This is a genomic window from Virgibacillus halodenitrificans (assembly GCF_001878675.1).
In the GTDB taxonomy this organism is placed as follows: domain Bacteria; phylum Bacillota; class Bacilli; order Bacillales; family Amphibacillaceae; genus Virgibacillus_Q; species Virgibacillus_Q halodenitrificans.
In genome coordinates this window covers 341,415-363,426 of the sequence record NZ_CP017962.1, presented here as the reverse complement: position 1 = coordinate 363,426, position 22,012 = coordinate 341,415, and the positions used below count along the sequence as shown (strand labels likewise).

Genomic DNA, 22,012 nt, shown 5'->3' with positions numbered 1-22,012 from the left:
CTTCATACTATTATTTTTCCAGGCTTGCTTCCACTTCTTTAATCATTTCTTTAACAGAAATTAGGCCGCCCCCAGATAGATACCATAGTTCTGGATCTAAATAATAGATATCATCATTTTTATATGCAGTTGTATTTTCTACCAATTCGTTTTCAACCATTTGCTTAGCAGATGAACCTTCTGCGCCGATAGCAGCACTACGATCGATAACATATAACAATTCAGGGTTTTGCTCCACAACATATTCAAATGAAACGTTCATTCCATGTGTAGATGCCTCAATATTTTCATCAGCTGCCGGTAAGCCTAATACATCATGAATTAATCCGAAGCGGGAATTAGGACCGTAAGCACTGATTTTATCGTCATTTGCTAATAATAGTAATGCTTTTTTATCTAACTTCTCTGCTTTTTCATTTACAGAGCTGATTAAACCTTCAATATCTTCTAATTCAGTTTTAACTTCTTCTTCTTTACCAAAAATTTCTCCAACAGTAGTTACATTTTCTTTAAATGAATCCATGTAGCGCGTAGCGTCCAAACCAAGGTATACAGTAGGTGCAAGCTCTTTCAGCTGCTCATATACATCAGATTGGCGACCAGAAATGATAATTAGATCAGGGTCAATTTCAGCAATTTTTTCAAAATCAGGTTCTTTTAAACTACCTACGTTTTCATATTTTTCATCATTGTATTCACTTAAGTATTCAGGGATGATTTTCTTCGGTAGTGCTGTAACCTCAATCCCTAATTTATTCATTGTATCAAGCATTCCAAAATCAAATACAACTACTTTCTCAGGATTTTTAGGAACTTCCGTCTCACCAAGTTCGTGCTTAACTGTAATTGTTTCTGATTGTTCACTGCTTTCTTCTTTTTTACTTCCTTCATCTGAACCAGAAGTTTTATTTTCCTCTTCACTTGTACCACAAGCTACTGTAAATAGAGCAATAAATGCTATAACTGCTAATAATAAAAATTTCTTCATGTCTCTAACTCCTTATGTTTTTTATATATTTTTATACTAATAATCGGTAATGAAGCGTAGCAGAGCGATTGAATCTATCAACATGAGCGAGAAATATAAGGTTGGCAAATATGGGCTTGCCATTCCTATTTTATTTTTATACAGACTCCAAGCGTGTTTTTTTGTTTACCAAAGCATGGAGTTAAGGTATGATAATAGTTAGTAGGGTCCTTTTTTATGAATTTGGTCTGCACACCGTTTTCATGGAAAGGGCTTTTTTTAATTGCTCACATGATAGGAAAACTCCTTCTATAGCCTCTTCACCTTTTATTAGAAATAAACACAGATTCGTTTGTCATCAATATTCTTAATATCTATATCCATATCATAAATATCTTTTAATACACATTCATCGATGACATCACAGGTTTTGCCATGCTTAACAACCTTGCCATCTTTGAGTGCTACAATATTGTCTGAATAACAGGATGCAAAATTAATATCATGGATGACAATTACAATTGTTTTATTTAATTCATCCACCAGCCTGCGCAATGTTTTCATAATTTGCACGGAGTGACGCATATCCAAGTTATTTAACGGTTCATCAAGTAAAATGTATTCCGTATCCTGTGCAATAACCATTGCAATATGAGCACGTTGACGTTGCCCGCCACTTAGCTCATCAAGAAATTTATCCTGCATTTCTCTTAATTCCATGTAATCAATCGCCTCATCAACTTTCTGCCAGTCCTCTTCTTTTAACCTGCCTTGAGAATACGGAAAGCGGCCAAAGGAAACAAGCTCCCTAACAGTTAATTTTAGGTTAATGGAGTTGGACTGTTTGAGGATAGAAATCTTCTTTGCCATCTCATTGTTCTTTGTTTTAAGAACATCTTTTCCATCAATAGTGATCTCTCCGCCATCCTTTGTTATAAGTCGGCTAACCATAGAGATTAGCGTACTTTTACCAGCTCCATTAGGCCCGATAAAGGAAGTGATTTTCCCTTTTTCAATATGAACAGAAACATCTTCAATCACTTTTTTCTGGTTATACGCTTTAAAAACATTTTTAATATCTACCATGATTTATTCTCCTTTAACAAAAGATATATGAAGTAAACTCCACCTACGAAATTGATAATGACACTTATTGTAGTTTGAAATGTAAATATCTTTTCTACAATAAATTGCCCGCCAAGTAGTGCAATTATGCTAATTAACATGGAACCTGTCAGCAAATATGAATGTCGAAATGTCTTCAGGAATTCGTAAGCAACATTGACAACCAACAATCCTAAAAAGGTAATTGGTCCTACGAGAGCAGTAGATATGGCTATTAATACTGCCACGATAATAAGTAATCGTTTTACTACATGGTCATAAGGAACACCTAAGTTTATTGCCTCATCTTTGCCTAGTGCCAATACATCAAGATATTTGAAATAGCGCATAAAATACAAGGCAACGAGGACTATCAATCCAACTGACAGGTATACGAGATCAGTATTTACATTGTTAATACTTGCAAACATTTTGTCCTGCGCTATCATAAACTCATTTGGATCAATCAGTACCTGCATGAAAGATGTCAGACTGCCAAAGAAGGTACCGAGAATCATACCAATTAACAAAAGAAAGTAAATATTGTTCTTTTCCCCTTTGAAGAGGATTCGGTAAAGTATGAGTGAAAACACCACCATACAACCAATAGATACTAGATAATTGACTTTACTGTTCATCATGACAAGCGATTGAGAACCGAATACAAATACAATCATTGTTTGGATCAATAAATATAAAGAATCCAGACCCATTACACTCGGTGTTAAAATACGGTTATTAGTAATTGTCATAAATATGGTTGTTGCAAAAGCTATTGCACCGCCAGTGAGAATAATCGCAACCACTTTAATAATCCTTCTCGGCAGAATATAATCAATATTTCCAGTGAGATTATAAAATATATATAGACAAGCCAGCAAAGCTGCTACAATAGCTAAAATAATTGTTTTTTTCTTATAATCCATATTTCTTTCTCCTTAATAATAGGTAGATGAACACGCCACTACCTATCACCCCGACCGTTAAACTGATTGGGATTTCATATGGATAAATGATTACCCTGCCGATAATATCACATGCCATTACAAATATTGCCCCCAGCAGTGCTGTATGTATCAGACTTTTCTTCAAGTGGTCGCCCTGGTATATTGTGACAATGTTCGGGATAATTAATCCTAAAAATGGAATCATACCAACCGCCAATACAACTGATGCGGTTACAAGTGCTACGATAACTAAACCTAAATTCACTACCTGCCGATAATTCAAACCAAGGTTTTTGGAAAAATCTTCCCCCATCCCGGCAATGGTAAATTTGTTCGCATAAAAAAACGCGAGACCTAAAATCGGTATACTTACGAACATCAATTCATAATTCCCACTCATAATCATTGAAAAATCGCCTTGCATCCATGATGACAAATTTTGAATCAAGTCATTCTTATATGCAAAAAAAGTAGAAATAGAACTTATGATATTACCAAACATCAGCCCGATTAATGGGATGAAAATAGCATCCTTGAATTTAACCTTTTCAAGTATTTTCATAAAAATAAACGTACCAAGTAAAGCGAAGATAAAGGATACGAACATTTTTTGGAAGGGACTTGCGGATGTAAAGATCATCATCGAAACAAGTATCCCCAGCCTCGCAGAATCCAATGTTCCAGACGTTGTAGGTGAAACAAACTTGTTCTTACTAAGCTGCTGCATAATCAATCCACAGATACTCATGCTCATTCCAGCAATTAGAATGCTTACTAGTCTGGGAAGTCTACTTACTGTTAATATTTGTATTTGATCTTCGGTTAAAGAAAAAATATCTAATATAGACACACTGGAGACACCAGTAAAAACGGATATAATTGATAAGATAATAAGTACTGTAACTAAGTAACGGATTTTCATAGACGAACCTTCCCAAATCTTACTTTTTATTGCAGGTTTTGAGCGTGATATCCCTTTTGCTGTTCAACCTATTTAATAATTATTATTACTTTTTACTGAGTTTAATTAATAATGAGATTCATTATCAATTAGTTCTCAGTTACCAGTATAGCAGAATTTAAGTAACCGTCAACACAAAATGAGAATTATTTATTCTTTTTTGGTATGCATTTAATCCTCTACTTTACGCACAGTGCACTTTCCCAAATAGAGATATATGTATAAAGATAGTATTTGTACAGGAGTAACCTCTCCATATTAAATTAAAAAACAACCAGGCGAGAAAAGTTTCTCACTTGGTTGCTTCTAGTTACTTAATCAATTATTTTTAACAATTTATTCTTCCGTTTCACAGCCTTCATCCGTACAGTAGGTTGTTTTAGACTTCGTCGGATTTAATGACTGTAGTGTTGGTCCTTGATTTTCCTCTAACCAAACTTTTTCAAGAACTTCAGCAAATACAGAAGCAGGTTGTGCCCCTGACACAGCATATTTCTCATTGAAAACAAAGAACGGGACACCTTGCACCCCAATTTGGCGTGCTTGTTCTTCATCTGCGCGAACATGGATAGCGTAATCATCTACTTTCAATAATTCTGTTACAGCTTCCTCTTGCAATCCAACCTCTTTAGCAAGGTCAATTAGTGTGACATGGTCACTAATCAGCTTACCTTCAGTAAAGTAGGCTTGAAGCAATCGTTCTGTCATTTCTTTTCCTTTTCCTTGTTCCGCTGCGAATTTCGCAACACGATGGGCATCAAAGGTGTTGGTATGTTGCATCTTGTCAAAGTGATAAGTTAGTCCAACTTCTTCTGCCTGCTTTGCCAAATCTTCATTCATACTCTTTGCTTTCTCCACTGTCATGTTATACTTACCTGCCAGCAATTCGTGAAAGCTTTTACCAGGCTGTTGCTTTGCATTTGGATCTAATTCATAACTTTTATATTCTAATTCTACTTCTTTATTATGTTTGAAATCAGTTAATGCATTTTCCAGCCTTCGTTTACCTATATAACAAAAAGGGCAAACAAAATCTGACCAAATCTCTATTTTCAATACATACACCTCATTTCTGTAAATTATTGTAGCACAGCTTTTGTTTTTGAATGAAGCATTGTGCTTATTTTTTTGAAAGAAGTGTGGGTTAATGAGAATTAGGACTTTCACCGTCTACAAATTTCCCATACTCTGGAACGGCCATTTCATCGAAATTATTCACTAATTTCTCCAGACCAACAGCCAGTTTTTTTCCCTTCATAACTGTTCCGTGCCCAGGAATTACAGTTTCAGGTTTTAATTCAGCCAGTTTTTCAACAGAAGCTTTAGCTGCTTGCCAGTCTGTTGTCAAATATCGGGGCGGACCGTTTACTTCTTCCTGCTGCATTAACACTTTGTAAAATGAATCTTGCCTTACCGTAATTAATGCATCCCCTGATAGTAGGAGGGAATCACTTTCTCTATAAAAGGAAACATGTCCAGGTGAATGACCAGGAGTATGAATCCAAGTCCAGTCATTCAACCCAGGAACACGGTGATCGTTTGGTAACGGCTGTACTGCATCACCTAAATCAATAGCTTCATTTGGGTAAACAGAAGATATTTTTGCTAACAATCCTCCCTCTACGGATGTATCAGGTTCCGGATAATTTTTCTGTCCTTGTAAATACGGCAGCTCTAATGGATGTGCATATACAGGTACTTCCCATTCATCAATTAAGTCGGCTAACCCGCCTACATGGTCAAAATGGCCGTGTGTCAAGATAATAGCAGATGGCTTACTCCCTCTTCCAAAACGATCTACTACTACGGATTTTATCTCTGGTGCTGCATTTGGCAGCCCAGCGTCTACAAGCACCCAATCTCCTTTCTCGGGATATCCAATAAAACAGAAATTTGCAATTTGATCTGTATAATAATAGACATCGCTTTTAACTTGAATACCTCCACCACTCGTAATAGAAGTCATTGGTATAAAATTTTTATGTTCACGTATATTGCTTTCTTGGTCCATAAATATCCTCCTTGTTGGTATGATTGTAAAATTAGTATCTGGAGAAACAAAAAAAATAACCACCCATAGAAGAGTAGTTATTTTAATCAGCTATTAAGATTTATAGGACTGTTGTTTTTGAATAGAGCCTTCTTTATTAAATATAGTGATTGAGGTTCCTTTGTTTTCGGCAATTTCCTTCGCTCGTTCGATAGCTTCGTCTTTATTTTTATACACTTTACTTGGTTTTTTAGCATTTGTTGATTGTACTGCCCAACCATCTTCATGAGATATTACTTGTTCTCCTTCTTCCAGTCTTTCCGGGTTGTTATCGTACTCTTTACCTTCTTCGGAGCGCTGGGTTGGCTTTCCCTTTTTCTTATAATCTTTTACATCCTGCTTATCATGGTTTCTTCTCCATTCCTTTGCTTGTTCAATCGCAATGGGTATAGCCCGACCTTCATCATAATCATCATCTATCATTGAATTCGCAATATCTATTGCCTTCTTCTTAGTTGCATCATCTAAATTTTTCATTGAAGATGGGTAATCATTCATTGTCCAAGGCATAAGTATTCCTCCTTTAGAAGTAATTCCTTATTAATTTCATACCCTGTTCAGCAAAAAAAGAAACAGCTAAGGCATCCACCTTAACTGTTTTCCTCTAATAATGATCTTCCCATTACTGTTACTCTTTGGGTATTCTTTAATTCATCTAAATTCTTAACACCGATGCCAAACATGGTCATCTTAAGCTCTAGCTCAATCTGCTGCATTGTTTGTTCAACGAATTCTGGAGATTCAGTGGCAGCCTGCAATAACTGTCGTGCATAACCTACTACATCTGCTCCAATGGTAATTGCTTTGGCTGCATCGACACCAGTTTTCATTCCCCCACTTGCCACAAGCGGGATATCCGGCAGTTTGCTTTTCACTGAGACCAAACAATCTTTTGTCGGCAAGCCCCAGTCGTTAAATGCTTCAGCAGCCGCCTTTTTTAAAGGATCCTGTGAACGAAGCTTTTCGACCTGACTCCAGGAAGTTCCCCCGGCACCAGCCACATCAATATAGGAAATACCAGCATTGTAAAGTTCTTCAGCGACAAAACCATCGATTCCAAAGCCAACTTCCTTGGCTCCAACTGGCACATCAAGTGTATTACAAATTTCTTTAATTTTAGGCAGCAAATCTTTAAAGTTTAAATCTCCGCCATCCTGTACCGCTTCCTGTAAGCTATTAAGATGCAGCACAAGCGAATCAGCATCTGTCATATCTACAATGCGTTGAGCCTCTTCTGCTCCATACCCGTAATTAAGCTGAACAGCGCCGAGGTTAGCAATGAGGGGAACAGTAGGCGCATATTTTCGAATTTGGAAAGACTCTTTGTGTGCATCACTTTCCAAAAGTGCTCTTGTCGAACCTAATGCCACTGCCCAGCCCCTTTTTTCAGCCGCAACTGCCAGATTCTGATTGATTGTCGCCGCAAGCTCAGACCCACCCGTCATGGAGCTTACTAAGAAAGGTGCTTGTATCGACTTATTAAGAAAGCTCGTGCTCAAGCTTATATCATCGAAATTAATTTCAGGCAGTGCATTATGTATAAATGAAATTCCTTCCAGTCCTGTTGATTTGTCAACACCTTCTACATTCTCTGTCAAACAAAGACGTATGTGTTCCGTTTTTCGCTTATTTATTCCTTCCTCCATCTTAAGAGCCTCCTTCGTTACATGTATATTTTCTTATTTATATCTGTTGCTTTATTTGTTTTAGTTTCGGGTACAATGGTATAAAAAAGTAAACATCGATATATTTATCATCATCATACCAATAAATTAAAGAAATGTAACGGGATAGGTATTATACGAAGTACCAACTATCAGATAGATTACCATCCCTTAATAGAAGAAGCATCTGGAAACATATTTTTTTACTGTCAAATTAATATAATATGACTTAAAATAGCTGATAAATCCACCAATAATTAAAGGAGGGAAACTATGAAAGAGCGTGCGAAGGCTTTTGCTATAAAAGCACATGAAGGACAAGTACGGAAAAACTCAAAAGCTGCATATGTTACCCATCCAATACGAGTAGCTGAACGATTAGAAAAGGCAGGATTTAGTGATGAGCTGGTTAGTGCTGCTTATTTGCATGATGTAGTAGAGGACACCCCTTATGTAATTGAGGATATTGAAAGGGAATTCGGACCCCAGGTTGCTCAATTTGTTGCAGCACATACGGAGGATAAGTCCAAGTCTTGGAAGGAACGTAAGCAGCATACGATAAATACGGTCCTGCATGCAGATAGAGAGATAAAATGTTTAATTATTGCTGACAAGCTTGATAATATTCTTGGTTTAGAAGAGGATATGGAAGTAATGGGAAATAAAGTTTGGGAGAACTTTAATGCAGGGAGAGAAGACCAAAAATGGTATAACTCTTCCATAGTTGCGGCAATGTATCATGGTTTAAACGAAGAAGAAACACCTGCATATTTTAATGAATATGAACAAGCTGTAAAGCGAGTATTTGATTGATCAGAAAAAGAAACGACATCCCTTCCTCTCTGGAAGGGATGTCGTTTACCTCATATTCTTATATTTATGGCGTTGCTCTTTACTTATTTGCTTCCAACGATGTTTCTCATCGAGCATCGACTTTTTATTCTGCTTTCTTTTTTCGTATGCTAGTTCACGCTGCAATTTTCTATAGCTCTCGAAGCGTTCTGTTGACAACTCCCCCGAATCCAATGCTTCTTTTATCCGGCAGCCCGGCTCGGTACGATGACTGCAATCCGCAAAACGACATTCTTCTTCCAAAGTTTCAATATCTTGAAAAGCAGTATCCAAAACCGCTTCTCCTTCCCAAAGCTGCAGTTCTCTCATACCTGGCGTATCAATGAGCAAGGCGCCGTTAGGTAAGAAAAATATCTCTCTGTGAGTTGTTGTATGCCGACCTTTACTATCTGCTTCCCGAATCGATTTTGTCTCTTGCACTTCAGCATTCATTAACTTGTTTACTAACGTAGATTTCCCAACTCCAGATGAACCAAGCAATGCTCCAGTTTTGCCTGATGGAAGGTAGTTGTCGAGAAGTTCAGATATCCCGTCACCAGTTAAACTGCTTATAGTAAGGATTGGAATGCCAAAAGCTATTCCTTCCACTACCGCTACGTTCTCTCTGATCTCTTCTTCTGTACATTCATCTTTCTTCGTTAAGATTATCACTGGAGATGCTCCACTATCATATGCAGACAAAATATATCGCTCCATACGTCGTAAATTAAGGTCTTGATTCAACGAATTCACAATAAATACAGTATCTATATTTGCTCCGACGACTTGAGCCTCCGTTTTGCCTCCAGCTGCTTGACGAATAAATTGACTTTTCCTTGGAAGAATTTCCAGAATGACTGCTTTCTGTTCCTGCGGTAATTTATCAACAATAACCCAGTCACCTACAGACGGGAAATCCAATGATTGACTTGCATTCATTCGAAACTTCCCACTAACATGAGCCAAGAAGTCATTTTCTCCATCAGTGACCCGATACCTATTCTTCTGCACGGTAACTACGCGGGCAATTCTTTCCTCATCAACATCATGAGAAGAAAACTCCCAACCTATCTTATTCAGTTTGCTCAAACTTTTTCCTCCTTCATTGGAGGAAAACCTATCGTTCCGACAGTTCCTCCATTATATCCGATGTTTTGCCGTGAATTATGCATACATGTAAAATCATAAAACATCACTCCTTTCAAATGGTTGAACTAAACTTATCTTAGTTTACTATAAATACGCGTAATTAACCATAATTTTTAGATAATTATTTTTATCTTAAAACCTAATTCTTGCGTATTCGTTTCAGAAACTTATTTGTGATTATACAAAAAGAAACAGTCCGTCAATCGGACTGTTTCTTTAAAAATACACTTTACTGTAATGATTATTTTAATTACCGTACGTTCATTTCACTTGGTTCCGGGCCTTTGCGCTCGTTACGGTTTAATTCTTTCAATTTATTCATTTCCTCTGTACTTAACTCAAAGTCGAATACATTAAAATTTTCTTCAATTCGTGATGGAGTCACTGATTTAGGGATAACAATGTTTTCATACTGTAAATGCCAGCGAATAATTACCTGTGCAGCTGTTTTCTTATGCTTCTCTGCAATCTGTTTTACAGTAGCATTTTCTAACACTTCTCCCCCTTGCATTAGCGGGCTCCATGCTTCCAAGTAGATATTATGCTTCGCACAAAATTCTTTTAACTCTGGTTGCTGAAGATATGGATGACATTCCACTTGGTTAACTGCTGGTGTTACCTCACACTCATCCAATAATCGTTGTAAGTGTTCGATATTAAAATTACATACTCCGATGGCTTTTGCGCGACCATCATTATATATTTTTTCCAATGCTTTATAAGTTTCTACATAATCATCAAATTCAGGTGTTGGCCAATGAATAAGGTACAAATCAACATAGTCAATCCCTAACCTTTCAAGGCTTGCATCAAATGCTTGGAGTGTTTTTTCATATCCTTGATCACTATTCCAAACCTTTGTAGTAATGAAAAGATCTTCACGAGCCACATTTGAATTGGCCAGCGCTTTTCCTACACCTTCTTCATTCTCATATACTTTCGCTGTATCAATGGAACGATAACCAACCTCAATTGCTTTTTCAACTGCTTTTGTTACCTCATCATTTGGTACCTGCCAGACTCCAAAACCAAGTTGCGGCATCTGCAGATTATTATTTAATGTGATATATTCCATGATCAAGCTCCCTTTCCACATCTAATTTGAATTATAGTTTACCATACCCAAAAGAGAATGTTTACTAACAGGCTTTACTAGATGAGAACTCTCCTATCTATTCTGCTTATTTAAGATTATTCGTCTGATAAATTTGCTCTATTTTTTCGAGACCTCTAAGTGACCAATATTTTCATTTTTCTATATTGTAAGACAGACTTTTCCATAGGATCAAGTTATAATGAAATCAAGTAACTTAACAGGAGGAAGATTATGTCTAAACCAACTTTTAACATTTTGGAATCCACAATAACTGAAATCCAATATGCTATACAACAAGAGAGCTTAACTTCAAAAGAACTTACCCTGCTTTACATGGAACAAATAGCAAATTTTAATCATGCAGGACCAAATATTAATGCCGTTTTGGAAATTAACCCTGAGGCATTGCACATTGCTGAAGCACTCGATATGGAGCGAAAACAAAAAGGAGTCAGGAGTCCGCTACATGGAATCCCGATCTTACTTAAAGATAATATCGACACAGGCGATAAAATGCATACTACTGCTGGTTCCATTGCATTATCTAATCATTACGCGAAAGAGGATGCCTTTTTGGTAAAGAAGCTTCGGGAGGCAGGCGTTGTAATTCTAGGAAAAACCAATCTTACAGAATGGGCTAATTTTATGACTGAAGATATGCCGAATGGATATAGTTCACATGGTGGCCAAGTATTAAATCCTTATGGACCAGGTAAAATCGATGTAGGTGGATCCAGTTCAGGCTCAGGGGCTGCTATTGCTGCTAATTTTGCATTAGGTGCTATTGGTACAGAGACTAGTGGCTCGATACTTAGTCCTGCGAGCCTGAATTCCATTGTTGGTATTAAGCCTACGGTAGGCCTTATTAGCAGAACTGGTATTATTCCTATCTCTAATAGCCAGGATACTGCGGGCCCTATGACTCGTACAGTGGAGGATGCCGCATTACTGCTTGGTGCTATCATGGGAACAGATGCGGCTGATCCTTCTACAGGGATGGCGGAAGGACAAACTACTAATTATACTTCCTTCTTAAATTTGGATGGTTTGGCAAATAAAAGGATTGGGTTGCCAATCAACTATTTCAATAAAATGGATAAGGAAGAAAAGCAATTATGTCAGCATGCCATTCATGTCATGAAGGATTTAGGAGCAATTATTATTGAAGTGGAAGAATTACCTCTGGAGCTGCCGGAATCTACAGTAATGTTTCACGAGTTTAAGAATGGAGTTAATGCTTATTTAGCAAGAAGTTCATCCGTCTCCTCAGTAAGCTCTCTTACAGATATCATCCACTATAATCAAGTTCATAAAAAAGAAGCTTTAAAGTATGGGCAAACTGTCTTGCTTGAAGCTGATATGAAAAGTGGTTTAATGACAGAAAAAGAGTATTTACAGCACAGAATAAATGATATCCGACTATCTCAAAAAGAAGGGATAGATAAAGTGCTGGAAAGTAACCAACTGGATGCATTATTATTTATGAATACAGATGGTTGCCAAATCGCTGCAAAGGCAGGATACCCTTCTATTACGGTTCCGGCTGGTTACACAACAAAAGGGATGCCTTCTGGTATTACATTTACAGGTACGGCTTTTAGTGAAGCAAATTTAATTCAACTTGCTTATGCCTATGAACAAGCTACACTTCACCGAAGAACTCCACACCTGGAAGCAGAGTAGACGGAGAACATTCAAAAAAAAATATTTACCTTCTCATGATAGGCTGGCTATTTTATAAAAAGTGGCAAGCCTATTCCATTTTTTAATATTTACCTATCATTCCAGATAATTTCTCCACATTGCTCCTGATGGTCAATTTTCACATCGAAATGATGTTTACTGTAAAAATGCTTTAAACGATCGACATGATCAAAATCCCTCTCCACAATATCACCGGTTATATATTGGAAATTATCTTCCCGAGCAACTTCTTTCAAATGATGCATTAAAACAGAACCATAGCCCTTATTTTCTTCTCCCTTAATATCCGCTATATGAAGCGTACTACCTTCTCTGTATTCCACTTGAATTGCTGAATCCCATTTCCCTCGAAATGGCTTGGTGCAGTCATGAAGCATAAGCTGACACACTTCTTCGTCTCTATCTGCATAAATGACAACCCATTGTTCATCACATGCTTGATCGATACTAATCACTTCTGACTTTTTAGCAATTTCTTTTATATTATTTTGCATTCGAAACAGCTGGATTTCCAATGTATCCAACTCTTCCTTTAATTCCTCTTTATTCTTTTCCTTTTCTAAAAAAGCAGTATAAACCATATATAATCACCTAACTACATATAACTATTTTTTCGCATACAGTTTGCTATTCTACAAGAAACACCAACCATCATGCAAGTGTTTGAAAATTCTATTTCTAAAAATTATAAATAGTACTTAATACTTAGACAATAATGACCGATAATAAATAAAAAGATCTATTAACGGGGGATAATTATGAAGAAAAAAGGAAAGAACAAGCCAGTTAGACAAAAGGGTCGACCAAAGAGAAGAGAAACTCTTTTCAAATGGCAGAATATCAGGATAGGCTATAAATATGGTATTATTTTTGTTCTTATCGCCTGTCTGTTTATTACTGCGGGAGTCATAGTATATTTACAATTAAACCAGGGACAGAAAGATATGAAAGCAATAAATAATCAGAGCAGCCGTGTTAATGAAATGGCTCAATTAGCATCCATTATTCAAGGAAAAGATGTGCAAATTGCAGATTATCTTCTCACGGAAGACTACAAATATGTAAATACATATAAAGAATACGAGGAAAGGTTTAATAGTCTGATAGATGATCTGAAGCCAACTATGAAAACAGAGAAACAAACGCAGTTGCTTAATGGGATTGTGGAAAATGACCAGAGCATGAACGAGAGTTTTTATAATGAAATGGTTGCGTCTGTACAAAGTGGACAGGAAACAATGGCAAATTCTCTAAGAGCCTATTCTACTAAATTACGAACACAAACAATTGAAGATGTAAACAATTTGATGCAAATCGTTAAAGAGGAACAGGTTCAATCAGTACAATCAGCTAATGAACGAATGAATAGCAGTATTGCTATATTGGCCCTATCTAACCTTGCAGCCATTATTATAGGTACTATTTTAGTTATCATTATCAGCAGGAGAATTTCAGGTAACTTACATAGAGTTGTAAATACAACATTTGAGGTAGCAAAAGGTAATCTTCGCGTACCATCAGTTAACTATCAAGGAAGAGATGAAATTGGAAAACTGGCGGAAGCAGTAAATCATATGAAAGATAATATAAGCAGTATTTTGCTTAACGTTAATAGTGCAGCAGAGGATGTACTTTCAAAAAGCAGTTCACTAACTCATGCTGCTAATGAAGTTAAACACGGCAATGAACAGGTTGCTATAACGATGGAAGAGCTCTCTAACGGAGCAGAAACACAAGCAAATAGTGCCTCAGAACTTTCTGGAAGCATGCATGGCTTTGTTCAAAAAGTCCTCCATTCTGAGAAGGGCGGGCAAGAGATCGCATTGAGCTCAACAAACGTTCTGGAGCTAACTAATAAAGGAACAACTCTCATGCATCAGTCTGTCAGCCAAATGAAGCAAATTGATCGCATTGTATCTGATGCAGTCCAAAAAGTGCAAGGATTGGATAAACAATCAAATGAAATTTCTAAACTTGTACTCGTTATTAAAAGCATTGCTGACCAAACAAATCTACTTTCATTAAATGCTGCCATTGAAGCAGCACGGGCTGGAGAACATGGTAGAGGGTTTGCTGTAGTTGCTGATGAAGTAAGGAAGCTTTCAGAACAAGTCACTTCTTCAGTTAGCGAAATTACTGCTATTGTTCAAAATATCCAATCAGAAACAGATGTAGTAGTCGAATCATTAAATAAAGGCTATGCAGAAGTAAAGGAAGGAACCAGTCAAATTAAAAAAACTGGGGAAAGCTTTGAAGATATTAATTCTTCTGTTTCCAATATGGCAAATAAAATAAATTTAATTTCTAACAACTTAAAAGAAATCGCCAACAATAGCTCAGATATGAATAATTTAATAGAAGAGATTGCATCTGTATCAGAGGAATCAGCTGCCGGAGTAGAACAAGCTGCCGCTTCAGCACAGCAAACGTCCAGTTCCATGGAGGAAGTATCTCACAGTGCAGATGAATTGGCAGAACTGGCAAATCAGTTAAATGAACAAATAAAAACATTTAAATTGTAAAAGCAGTAATCTAGTACATCCAATTAAATTACGTTATTTCATAAAAGGTCGAGCATTATTCGAATTAATAAACCTATAAGTCGAACATGTTCGACTTTTTTTCTATCCTTATTTATTTGTTTGTGCTAAAAGCATAGATTACAATCACGACTAACATTATAAAAAAAATGTACAAACCTTTTTGGCATATGATATATTTATTGTAAACCATAAATAAAATAGGTTAACAATAAAGGTGGGAACTGGAATGAATAATACCAAATGGACATCATTGAACTTAACTTTTGGGGCTTTATTTGTAGCTTTAACAGCTATCGGAGCAAACATAACATCCATTGCTCCATTTCTTGTTGTTGGCGGAGTACCTATCACACTCCAAACATTTTTTGCAGTTTTGGCAGGCTTAGTTTTAGGTAGCAGACTGGGGGCATTTTCCATGCTTGTATACATGGTCCTCGGATTAGCAGGCGCACCTGTTTTCGCCCATTTTAAAGGAGGAATTTCAACTATTCTATCACCTACCTTCGGATTTATTATATCGTTCATTTTAGTTGCTTACATTGCCGGCAAAATTATTGAGCAAAAACGCTCTTATAAAATGTACATCGTAGCTGGTTTGATTGGTATGACAATTAATTATATTTTGGGTACCAATTGGATGTATGCAGCTTACCTGTTTTGGTTTGAAGCACCGGCTGACCTTACCTACTCAATGGTATGGATGTGGATGATTGCGCCTTTGCCAAAGGATATAATTCTCTCTATTCTAGCCGGAATGTTCGCCTTTCGCTTAAGTAAACATGGGATTACAAGTAATAAGTTTATAAGTAATAGAAGAATTGTCTAACAGTACATACAGGAGGGATTAAATTGGATTGGGATGAATTAGCGAGCTCAGTGCTGGCGGGGAAAAAAATTACCGAACAAGAAGCAATGAACATATTGAATTGTCCTGACATAGAAATATTAGCACTATTGAATGCTGCTTATACGATTAGACATCATTATTACGGAAATAAAGTAAAGCTTAATATGATCATTAATACAAAATCAGGTTTCTGCTCGGAGAACTGTGGTTACTGCTCTCAGTCGAGAGATTCTAGTGCTCCTATCCAAAAGTATCGAATGATGGACAAAGATTCCATCATTGAAGGAGCAGAAAGAGCGCATAAATTAAACTCAGGGACATATTGTATTGTGGCAAGCGGACGAGGGCCTACTACAAGAGAGCTAAATGAAGTGACTAGCGCAGTACTAGAAATTAAAAACAAGTATAATTTGACGGTCTGTGCATGTTTGGGAATCTTAAAGCCTGGACAAGCCGAGCAATTAAAAGATGCTGGTGTAGACCGTTACAACCATAACATTAATACATCCGAAAACCATCACGAACAAATAACTACCAGCCACACATATCAAGACAGAGTGAATACAGTCAATGAGGCAAAACGCGTTGGGATCTCCCCATGCTCAGGTGTTATTGTCGGTATGAAAGAAAGTAAGTTAGATGTAATTCAGATGGCAAACGCTTTAAGAGAGTTAGATGCCGATTCCATCCCGGTTAATTTTCTTCATGCGATCGATGGAACAGCTTTAGAGGGGACAGATGAACTTACTCCATTATATTGCTTAAAGGTTCTTGCATTATTTCGTTTTATTAACCCAACTAAAGAAATCCGCATCTCCGGCGGCCGAGAAGTAAACCTTCGGAGCCTTCAGCCTTTTGGTTTATTCGCTGCCAATTCGATATTCATTGGAGACTACTTAACTACAGATGGACAGGAAGGAACCAAGGACCATCAAATGTTAAAAGATCTAGGTTTTGAAGTAGATTATGAGACAAGTGAAATGCCCATCTAGCGAAGAATAATTATCTATTTTGGTAAAGGAATAGCCGCTTCGGGTGAAGCTGCTATTCCTTTTGATATAGAAAACAATCTACAGTATGGTCATTTACCATACCCGTTGCCTGCATAAATGCATAGCAGATTGTCGGACCAACGAATTTAAAACCTCTTTTCTTTAGATCCTTGCTCATTCGTTCTGATTCTTCTGTATAAGCAGGCACATCTTCATGCTTTTGCCAATTATTTTTTATTGGCTCTCCCCCAACGAAGCTCCATATATATTTATCAAAACTGCCGAACTCCCTCTGTACCTCTAAAAAGGCTTTTGCATTCTCAATAAAAGCTCGCACTTTAAGTTTGTTGCGTATAATTCCTTTATTTTGCAGCAGTCTTTCTACCTTCTCTTCCGAAAATCGACTTACCTCTTCTGGATCAAAACAAGCAAAAGCTTGCCGGTAATTTTCCCTTCGGCGCAAGATAGTAATCCAGCTTAAACCAGCTTGGGCCCCTTCTAAACAAAGCATCTCAAATAATTCTCGTTCATCATGTGTGGGCCTTCCCCACTCTTCATCATGATATCGAATATATAAAGGGTCCTCTGTCACCCATTTACATCTATTCATTGTCATTTTACTCATCCTTCGTCTCCACAGGATTTTCTTCATAAGAAATCCAGTCACTAAAGCTTCCCGGATACAGTTTTACATTGCTGTAGCCTGCTGACTTTAATGCTAAAATATTTGGGCATGCTGACACACCGGAACCACATGATACAATAATTTCTTTATTTTTAGGAAGGGATTTGAAATGCTCTGCCAGCTCCTCCCCTTTCTTCCAGGTTTGATTGTCTTTTATCAGTTCTTTCCAAAAGAAATTCTTAGCTCCTGGGATATGACCAGCCTTTGCATACATAGGCTCAGTCTTACCTAAATAACGTTCCTTCGCTCTTGAGTCGATTACTATCGTGTTTTCATTTGTTAATTTCTGTTTTACCGTTTCTATATTTACTTTCTCATCTTCACGTACGGAAGGAAAAAAATGCTTTTTTTGTAGCTGTGGAATTTCTGAAGTTGTTTCATTCCCCTCTTTTTTCCAACAATCATATCCACCTTCAAGTACATAAACCTTTTTGTGCCCCATATAATGGAGAAGCCACCAGAACCGTGCGGCGAACATATCATTTTCCTTGTCATAAACTACAACTGTTGTATCATGATCGATTCCAATATTACTAATCTTTGCGGCCAACATATCAATATCAGGAAGCGGATGACTACCCCCGTGTTTCTCCTTTTTTCCTGATAAATCTTTTTCCAAGTCCATATAAACTGCTCCCGGAATATGTTCTTCTAAATAAGCCTTCCTACCAGCCTGGGGATCACCTAACTGGAACCTCACATCAACAAGCACCGTATTATCCTGATTATTTTCCAAGCGACTCTTTAATCTGTTGACACTGATTAAATATGACATGTTATCCCTCCAATAATAATGGTTGTTACTTTTCTGTGCTTTTACACTTGATGAATTATTTTCGTATAACTTTCTATTTACTGTATAATTATACTAATATTCAACTAATATGAACAGGAGATGAATGGAGATGAAACAAGAATTAGTGGAACGTTTTACTACATACGTAAAAATTGATACACAATCGAATGAACAAAATGAAGCTACACCATCAACAGATGGGCAATTTATATTAGCTGATTTACTTGTTAACGAATTAAAAGAAATCGGCATGGAAGATGTCTCTGTCGATGAGCATGCTTATGTCATGGCAACATTGCCAGCCAATACAGATAAGGATATCCCCACCATCGGATTTCTTGCCCACATGGACACAGCCACTGACTTTACTGGCAGAAATGTAAATCCTCAACTTATTGAGAATTATAATGGTAAAGATATTACTCTTAATGAAGAATTAAACATTACTTTATCAACGGAGAAATTCCCTGAACTATCTGCATACAAGGGACACACATTAATTACCACAGACGGCACTACATTGCTTGGAGCAGACAATAAAGCAGGGATTACGGAAATTATGACAGCGATGGCTTATTTAATTAATCATCCGGAAATTCAGCATGGGGAAATTCGGATTGCTTTTACACCGGATGAGGAAATAGGCCGTGGACCACATAAATTTGATGTCGACCGTTTTAATGCTGAATATGCTTATACGGTGGATGGGGGACCACTAGGTGAATTGCAATATGAAAGCTTTAATGCCGCGGACGCACGCATTACTTTTACCGGGAACAGCGTTCATCCTGGCACGGCGAAAAATAAGCTGGTAAACGCTGCAAGAATAGCTGCAGCATTTATTAATAAATTCCCCGAACAAGAAACGCCAGAGCATACGGAACAACTGGAAGGATTCTACCATCTGATTTCTATGGAAGGTGATGTTGAAAGAGCAGAAGTAAATTACATTATAAGAGATTTTGATAGAGATAAATTTGCTGAAAGAAAGTCTATGGTTGAAAAGTTAGTAGATCAGATTAGAAAAGAGTATAAAGCTGTGCAAGTTGAATTAAAAATAACAGATGAATATTATAATATGCGCGAGAAGATTGAACCGGTGAAAGAAGTCGTGGACATCGCCTATCAGGCTATGGAGAATCTTAATATTAAACCTATCGTACAGCCTATCCGCGGAGGAACGGATGGATCACAGTTATCTTACATGGGATTACCTACGCCAAATATCTTTACCGGAGGAGAAAACTTCCATGGCAAATATGAGTACGTCTCCGTTGATAATATGGAAAAAGCAACTCAGGTCATCGTTGAAATCTGTGAACTCTTTGCAAAGCAAAGCGACCAATAACACAGTGGAAAAAATCACGCATTTCGCCTGAATGACAGGTTCTGTATTTTATAAAAGCGTCTCTTCGTAAGGTGTTTTTGTCCATTAGAGCGGCTCTATTAGACAGTTTCCTCACTTCTTAGGCTGCTTTTGTCCATTAGAGCGGTTCTATTAGACAGTTCCCTCGCTTCTTGAGGTGCCTTTGTCCATTAGAGCGGCTCTATTAGACAGTTTCCACGCTTCTTGGGCTGCTTTTGTCCATTAGAGCGGCTCTATTAGACAGTCTCTTACTTCTTGAGGGGATTTTGTCCATTAGAGCGGTTCTATTAGACAGTTTCCTCGCTTCTTGGGGGGCTTTTGTCCATTAGAGCGGCTCTATTAGACAGTTTCCTCACTTCTTAGGCTGCTTTTGTCCATTAGAGCGGTTCTATTAGACAGTTCCCTCGCTTCTTGAGGTGCCTTTGTCCATTAGAGCGGCTCTATTAGACAGTTTCCACGCTTCTTGGGCTGCTTTTGTCCATTAGAGCGGCTCTATTAGACAGTCTCTTACTTCTTGAGGGGATTTTGTCCATTAGAGCGGTTCTATTAGACAGTTTCCTCGCTTCTTGGGGGGCTTTTGTCCATTAGAGCGGCTCTATTAGACAGTTTCCACGCTTCTTGGGCGGCTTTTGTCCATTAGAGCCTCTCTATTAGACAGTTTCCTCGCTTCTTGGGCGGCTTTTGTCCATTAGAGTGATCCTATTAGACAGTTTCTTCGCTTCTTGTGCGACTTTTGTCCATTAGAACCTCTCTGTAAGAAATACAAGTCCATCTTTCAGCAAATATGTTTATTTTATTTATAATAAACCCAACGCTTCACTCCTACTTTCACGAAATGCTTATCCAGTATCCTACTGATTCTTTTTTTAGATTCTATTACACCACACCACTCGTGAATAAGACGTGTTGTTATTTTGCATTCTGGAAACAGAAGACGAAACTCTTCAACACTACGCAGAACAGATGTAATAATTGCTTCACGCTGTTGGCAGGTGATACAGACGACCTCTTTACCTTCTACATGTAGTGTAAATGAACTACACTTACAGCAGATCATTCCTTTTCTCAACGTTTCATAAGTGTAGGATGGCAACTGTGAAAAAGGAGATTCTTCTAAGTGAAGGGAAACTAACTTATTAGCAAGGTTCTTATGCTGCTTGGTTAGTTTGGAGGAGGATGCATTTAATTGTTTAATGAGACGGTTAAGTTGAGTGGGAAGAATAATTCTGTTATCTTGAGGTACTTGATACAAGGTGAACTCGGGGTTAATAAAAACAACGAAGGCTTTAATTTGAAGGCTGATTCCATGTTTGAAGAGTAGCTGTCGGAGTAATGATTCACTCCTCCCTATCTGGTGAAGTGGGTTACTAATTTCATACTGAGGCTTCTTAAAGAATTTCTCATGTTCATAATAATAGTCATCTTCATAATTCTTTACTTCAAAGATATATAGTTGATTACCCGTTATGAGTAAAGAATCTATTTGAAAAGTGGTATTATTAGTTTGAAGTAAGAGGTCTTGAAGTAAATAACAATCACAATTCAATTTTTCAGTTAAGGCATCAAATTGCACTTCCCCCTCATACCCTCTTGTTAAATTTGAATAATATTGTTTATCATTCGGATGGAGCTTCATTCTTTTAAGCAAGGAGTTCCATATACATAACTCAGCAGGCACAGACCTGATCTTATATACCATTTTCCACATCCTTTCTTTATTTCCATCTATTATAATGGAACAAGAAGGAAACTGCCAACTTACCAGACTATCAACTATTTCACTCTCCACCGTGGCGGTTTACTTTTCCGCCTTTCCGGCTCCTTTTCTAATGTAGAAGAGCAATTTGGGCAAATAGAAGCCTTTATAGGGATTGGCATACAACAGTACGGACATTCTTTCTTCATCATAGAGTCTATCGGATGCTGATGTGGTTTTTTCCAACGATTAATTTGTCTGATGACAACAAACACAGCAAATAAAATAATAATAAATCGCACAACAGCTGTAATAAATAATCCATAGTTAATCGTAACAGCACCAGCTTCCTTTGCTGCTAACAAGGATGGATAGCTGCTTCCATCCAGACTGACATACAAATTCTCAAAGTTCATCTTTGAATATAGCAATCCAATAGGTGGTAGCAGAATATCAGTAACAAGCGAATCGATAAACCCACTAAACGCTGCTCCCAACACCATCCCGACTCCCATATCTATGGCACTGCCCCTCATTGTAAATTGTCGAAACTCTTTAAATAATCCCATGCCTGTCCCTCCTATACTATTCTATGAATGGACATTGAAATTATG

The 22,012-nt window shown here is 37.4% G+C and carries 21 protein-coding genes; 6 read left to right on the top strand and 15 right to left on the bottom strand.

The genetic code is table 11. From position 1 onward, the window contains the following. Positions 1–10: 10 nt before the first annotated feature. The 8 genes from BME96_RS01940 to fni form a co-directional block, all read right to left on the bottom strand. On the bottom strand, positions 11–988 hold the full coding sequence (locus tag BME96_RS01940) for a siderophore ABC transporter substrate-binding protein (protein ID WP_019379138.1): 978 nt from the start codon (positions 986–988) through the stop codon (positions 11–13). Positions 989–1,297: 309 nt separating this feature from the next. Continuing rightward, positions 1,298–2,053 (bottom strand): iron ABC transporter ATP-binding protein, encoded by a 756-nt coding sequence (locus BME96_RS01935; RefSeq protein WP_019379137.1) that lies wholly within the window; start codon positions 2,051–2,053, stop codon positions 1,298–1,300. Next, entirely contained in the window at positions 2,047–2,997 is a 951-nt protein-coding gene (locus BME96_RS01930; RefSeq protein ID WP_019379136.1) for an iron chelate uptake ABC transporter family permease subunit, read from the bottom strand. Before BME96_RS01930 ends, BME96_RS01935 begins: the two co-directional genes overlap by 7 nt. Further along, positions 2,987–3,940 (bottom strand): ABC transporter permease, encoded by a 954-nt coding sequence (locus tag BME96_RS01925; protein WP_019379135.1) that lies wholly within the window; start codon positions 3,938–3,940, stop codon positions 2,987–2,989. Before BME96_RS01925 ends, BME96_RS01930 begins: the two co-directional genes overlap by 11 nt. Before the next feature lie 375 nt (positions 3,941–4,315). Continuing rightward, positions 4,316–5,035 carry a DsbA family oxidoreductase gene (locus tag BME96_RS01920; RefSeq protein WP_060681614.1) on the bottom strand — a complete coding sequence of 240 codons (720 nt, stop codon included), beginning with the start codon at positions 5,033–5,035 and terminating at the stop codon, positions 4,316–4,318. Between the two features lie 88 nt (positions 5,036–5,123). Then, positions 5,124–5,990, bottom strand: coding sequence for an MBL fold metallo-hydrolase (locus tag BME96_RS01915; RefSeq protein WP_019379133.1), 867 nt, complete (start codon positions 5,988–5,990; stop codon positions 5,124–5,126). Positions 5,991–6,083: 93 nt separating this feature from the next. Then, complete coding sequence (locus tag BME96_RS01910; RefSeq protein WP_019379132.1) at positions 6,084–6,539, bottom strand: DUF2188 domain-containing protein; 456 nt, start codon at positions 6,537–6,539, stop codon at positions 6,084–6,086. 80 nt (positions 6,540–6,619) lie between these two features. Continuing rightward, positions 6,620–7,675, bottom strand: a complete 1,056-nt coding sequence (gene fni, locus BME96_RS01905; protein WP_019379131.1) for a type 2 isopentenyl-diphosphate Delta-isomerase — start codon at positions 7,673–7,675, stop codon at positions 6,620–6,622. Positions 7,676–7,966: 291 nt separating this feature from the next. Here fni and BME96_RS01900 point away from each other — a divergent pair, with 291 nt between their 5' ends. Beyond that, the gene (locus BME96_RS01900) at positions 7,967–8,506 is read left to right on the top strand and encodes an HD domain-containing protein (RefSeq protein ID WP_071648137.1); all 540 of its coding nucleotides are present in this window, start codon (positions 7,967–7,969) and stop codon (positions 8,504–8,506) included. A gap of 45 nt (positions 8,507–8,551) precedes the next feature. On the opposite strand, the gene rsgA is transcribed toward BME96_RS01900, so the two are convergent. After that, on the bottom strand, positions 8,552–9,613 hold the full coding sequence (gene rsgA / locus BME96_RS01895; RefSeq protein WP_071648136.1) for a ribosome small subunit-dependent GTPase A: 1,062 nt from the start codon (positions 9,611–9,613) through the stop codon (positions 8,552–8,554). 310 nt (positions 9,614–9,923) lie between these two features. Further along, positions 9,924–10,748 (bottom strand): aldo/keto reductase, encoded by an 825-nt coding sequence (locus tag BME96_RS01890; RefSeq protein WP_040954203.1) that lies wholly within the window; start codon positions 10,746–10,748, stop codon positions 9,924–9,926. 252 nt (positions 10,749–11,000) lie between these two features. Here BME96_RS01890 and BME96_RS01885 point away from each other — a divergent pair, with 252 nt between their 5' ends. Continuing rightward, positions 11,001–12,452 carry an amidase gene (locus BME96_RS01885; protein WP_071648135.1) on the top strand — a complete coding sequence of 484 codons (1,452 nt, stop codon included), beginning with the start codon at positions 11,001–11,003 and terminating at the stop codon, positions 12,450–12,452. An 89-nt stretch (positions 12,453–12,541) separates the two neighbouring features. Here the strand turns inward: BME96_RS01885 and BME96_RS01880 are convergent, their stop codons facing one another. Beyond that, positions 12,542–13,054 carry a GNAT family protein gene (locus tag BME96_RS01880; protein WP_071648134.1) on the bottom strand — a complete coding sequence of 171 codons (513 nt, stop codon included), beginning with the start codon at positions 13,052–13,054 and terminating at the stop codon, positions 12,542–12,544. A gap of 177 nt (positions 13,055–13,231) precedes the next feature. Between BME96_RS01880 and BME96_RS01875 the strand changes: the two genes are divergently transcribed. The 3 genes from BME96_RS01875 to bioB all read left to right on the top strand — a co-directional run bounded on the left by BME96_RS01875 (position 13,232) and on the right by bioB (position 16,855). After that, positions 13,232–14,995, top strand: a complete 1,764-nt coding sequence (locus BME96_RS01875) for a methyl-accepting chemotaxis protein (RefSeq protein WP_071648133.1) — start codon at positions 13,232–13,234, stop codon at positions 14,993–14,995. A 247-nt stretch (positions 14,996–15,242) separates the two neighbouring features. Beyond that, positions 15,243–15,842 carry a biotin transporter BioY gene (locus BME96_RS01870; protein WP_071648132.1) on the top strand — a complete coding sequence of 200 codons (600 nt, stop codon included), beginning with the start codon at positions 15,243–15,245 and terminating at the stop codon, positions 15,840–15,842. A gap of 23 nt (positions 15,843–15,865) precedes the next feature. Continuing rightward, a complete protein-coding gene (bioB, locus tag BME96_RS01865) occupies positions 15,866–16,855 on the top strand; it encodes a biotin synthase BioB (RefSeq protein WP_071648131.1) in 990 nt (329 codons plus the stop codon). A 52-nt stretch (positions 16,856–16,907) separates the two neighbouring features. On the opposite strand, the gene BME96_RS01860 is transcribed toward bioB, so the two are convergent. Further along, a complete protein-coding gene (locus tag BME96_RS01860; protein WP_197035840.1) occupies positions 16,908–17,480 on the bottom strand; it encodes a DNA-3-methyladenine glycosylase I in 573 nt (190 codons plus the stop codon). After that, positions 17,473–18,315 carry a sulfurtransferase gene (locus BME96_RS01855; RefSeq protein ID WP_060681595.1) on the bottom strand — a complete coding sequence of 281 codons (843 nt, stop codon included), beginning with the start codon at positions 18,313–18,315 and terminating at the stop codon, positions 17,473–17,475. The genes BME96_RS01860 and BME96_RS01855 overlap by 8 nt, the downstream gene beginning before the upstream one ends. 130 nt (positions 18,316–18,445) lie before the next feature. Between BME96_RS01855 and pepT the strand changes: the two genes are divergently transcribed. After that, complete coding sequence (gene pepT, locus BME96_RS01850) at positions 18,446–19,684, top strand: peptidase T (RefSeq protein ID WP_040954198.1); 1,239 nt, start codon at positions 18,446–18,448, stop codon at positions 19,682–19,684. Positions 19,685–20,495: 811 nt separating this feature from the next. Here the strand turns inward: pepT and BME96_RS01845 are convergent. Next, positions 20,496–21,401: a nuclease-related domain-containing protein gene (locus tag BME96_RS01845; protein ID WP_071649932.1), complete on the bottom strand. Its 906-nt coding sequence runs from the start codon at positions 21,399–21,401 to the stop codon at positions 20,496–20,498. 74 nt (positions 21,402–21,475) lie between these two features. Continuing rightward, the gene (mscL, locus tag BME96_RS01840) at positions 21,476–21,967 is read right to left on the bottom strand and encodes a large conductance mechanosensitive channel protein MscL (RefSeq protein WP_019379117.1); all 492 of its coding nucleotides are present in this window, start codon (positions 21,965–21,967) and stop codon (positions 21,476–21,478) included. Positions 21,968–22,012: the final 45 nt, after the last annotated feature.

Bases quoted from the DNA above. Each gene is read 5' to 3' on its own strand.
- pepT (WP_040954198.1), top strand. From the start codon at position 18,446: ATGAAACAAGAATTAGTGGAACGTTTTACTACATACGTAAAAATTGAT.
- BME96_RS01885 (WP_071648135.1), top strand. From the start codon at position 11,001: ATGTCTAAACCAACTTTTAACATTTTGGAATCCACAATAACTGAAATC.
- BME96_RS01910 (WP_019379132.1), bottom strand. From the start codon at position 6,539: ATGCCTTGGACAATGAATGATTACCCATCTTCAATGAAAAATTTAGAT.
- BME96_RS01925 (WP_019379135.1), bottom strand. From the start codon at position 3,940: ATGAAAATCCGTTACTTAGTTACAGTACTTATTATCTTATCAATTATA.
- BME96_RS01855 (WP_060681595.1), bottom strand. From the start codon at position 18,315: ATGTCATATTTAATCAGTGTCAACAGATTAAAGAGTCGCTTGGAAAAT.
- BME96_RS01860 (WP_197035840.1), bottom strand. From the start codon at position 17,480: ATGAGTAAAATGACAATGAATAGATGTAAATGGGTGACAGAGGACCCT.
- BME96_RS01900 (WP_071648137.1), top strand. From the start codon at position 7,967: ATGAAAGAGCGTGCGAAGGCTTTTGCTATAAAAGCACATGAAGGACAA.
- BME96_RS01880 (WP_071648134.1), bottom strand. From the start codon at position 13,054: ATGGTTTATACTGCTTTTTTAGAAAAGGAAAAGAATAAAGAGGAATTA.
- BME96_RS01915 (WP_019379133.1), bottom strand. From the start codon at position 5,990: ATGGACCAAGAAAGCAATATACGTGAACATAAAAATTTTATACCAATG.
- BME96_RS01935 (WP_019379137.1), bottom strand. From the start codon at position 2,053: ATGGTAGATATTAAAAATGTTTTTAAAGCGTATAACCAGAAAAAAGTG.
- mscL (WP_019379117.1), bottom strand. From the start codon at position 21,967: ATGGGATTATTTAAAGAGTTTCGACAATTTACAATGAGGGGCAGTGCC.
- BME96_RS01870 (WP_071648132.1), top strand. From the start codon at position 15,243: ATGAATAATACCAAATGGACATCATTGAACTTAACTTTTGGGGCTTTA.
- BME96_RS01845 (WP_071649932.1), bottom strand. From the start codon at position 21,401: ATGGTATATAAGATCAGGTCTGTGCCTGCTGAGTTATGTATATGGAAC.
- BME96_RS01940 (WP_019379138.1), bottom strand. From the start codon at position 988: ATGAAGAAATTTTTATTATTAGCAGTTATAGCATTTATTGCTCTATTT.
- BME96_RS01890 (WP_040954203.1), bottom strand. From the start codon at position 10,748: ATGGAATATATCACATTAAATAATAATCTGCAGATGCCGCAACTTGGT.
- fni (WP_019379131.1), bottom strand. From the start codon at position 7,675: ATGGAGGAAGGAATAAATAAGCGAAAAACGGAACACATACGTCTTTGT.
- BME96_RS01930 (WP_019379136.1), bottom strand. From the start codon at position 2,997: ATGGATTATAAGAAAAAAACAATTATTTTAGCTATTGTAGCAGCTTTG.
- BME96_RS01875 (WP_071648133.1), top strand. From the start codon at position 13,232: ATGAAGAAAAAAGGAAAGAACAAGCCAGTTAGACAAAAGGGTCGACCA.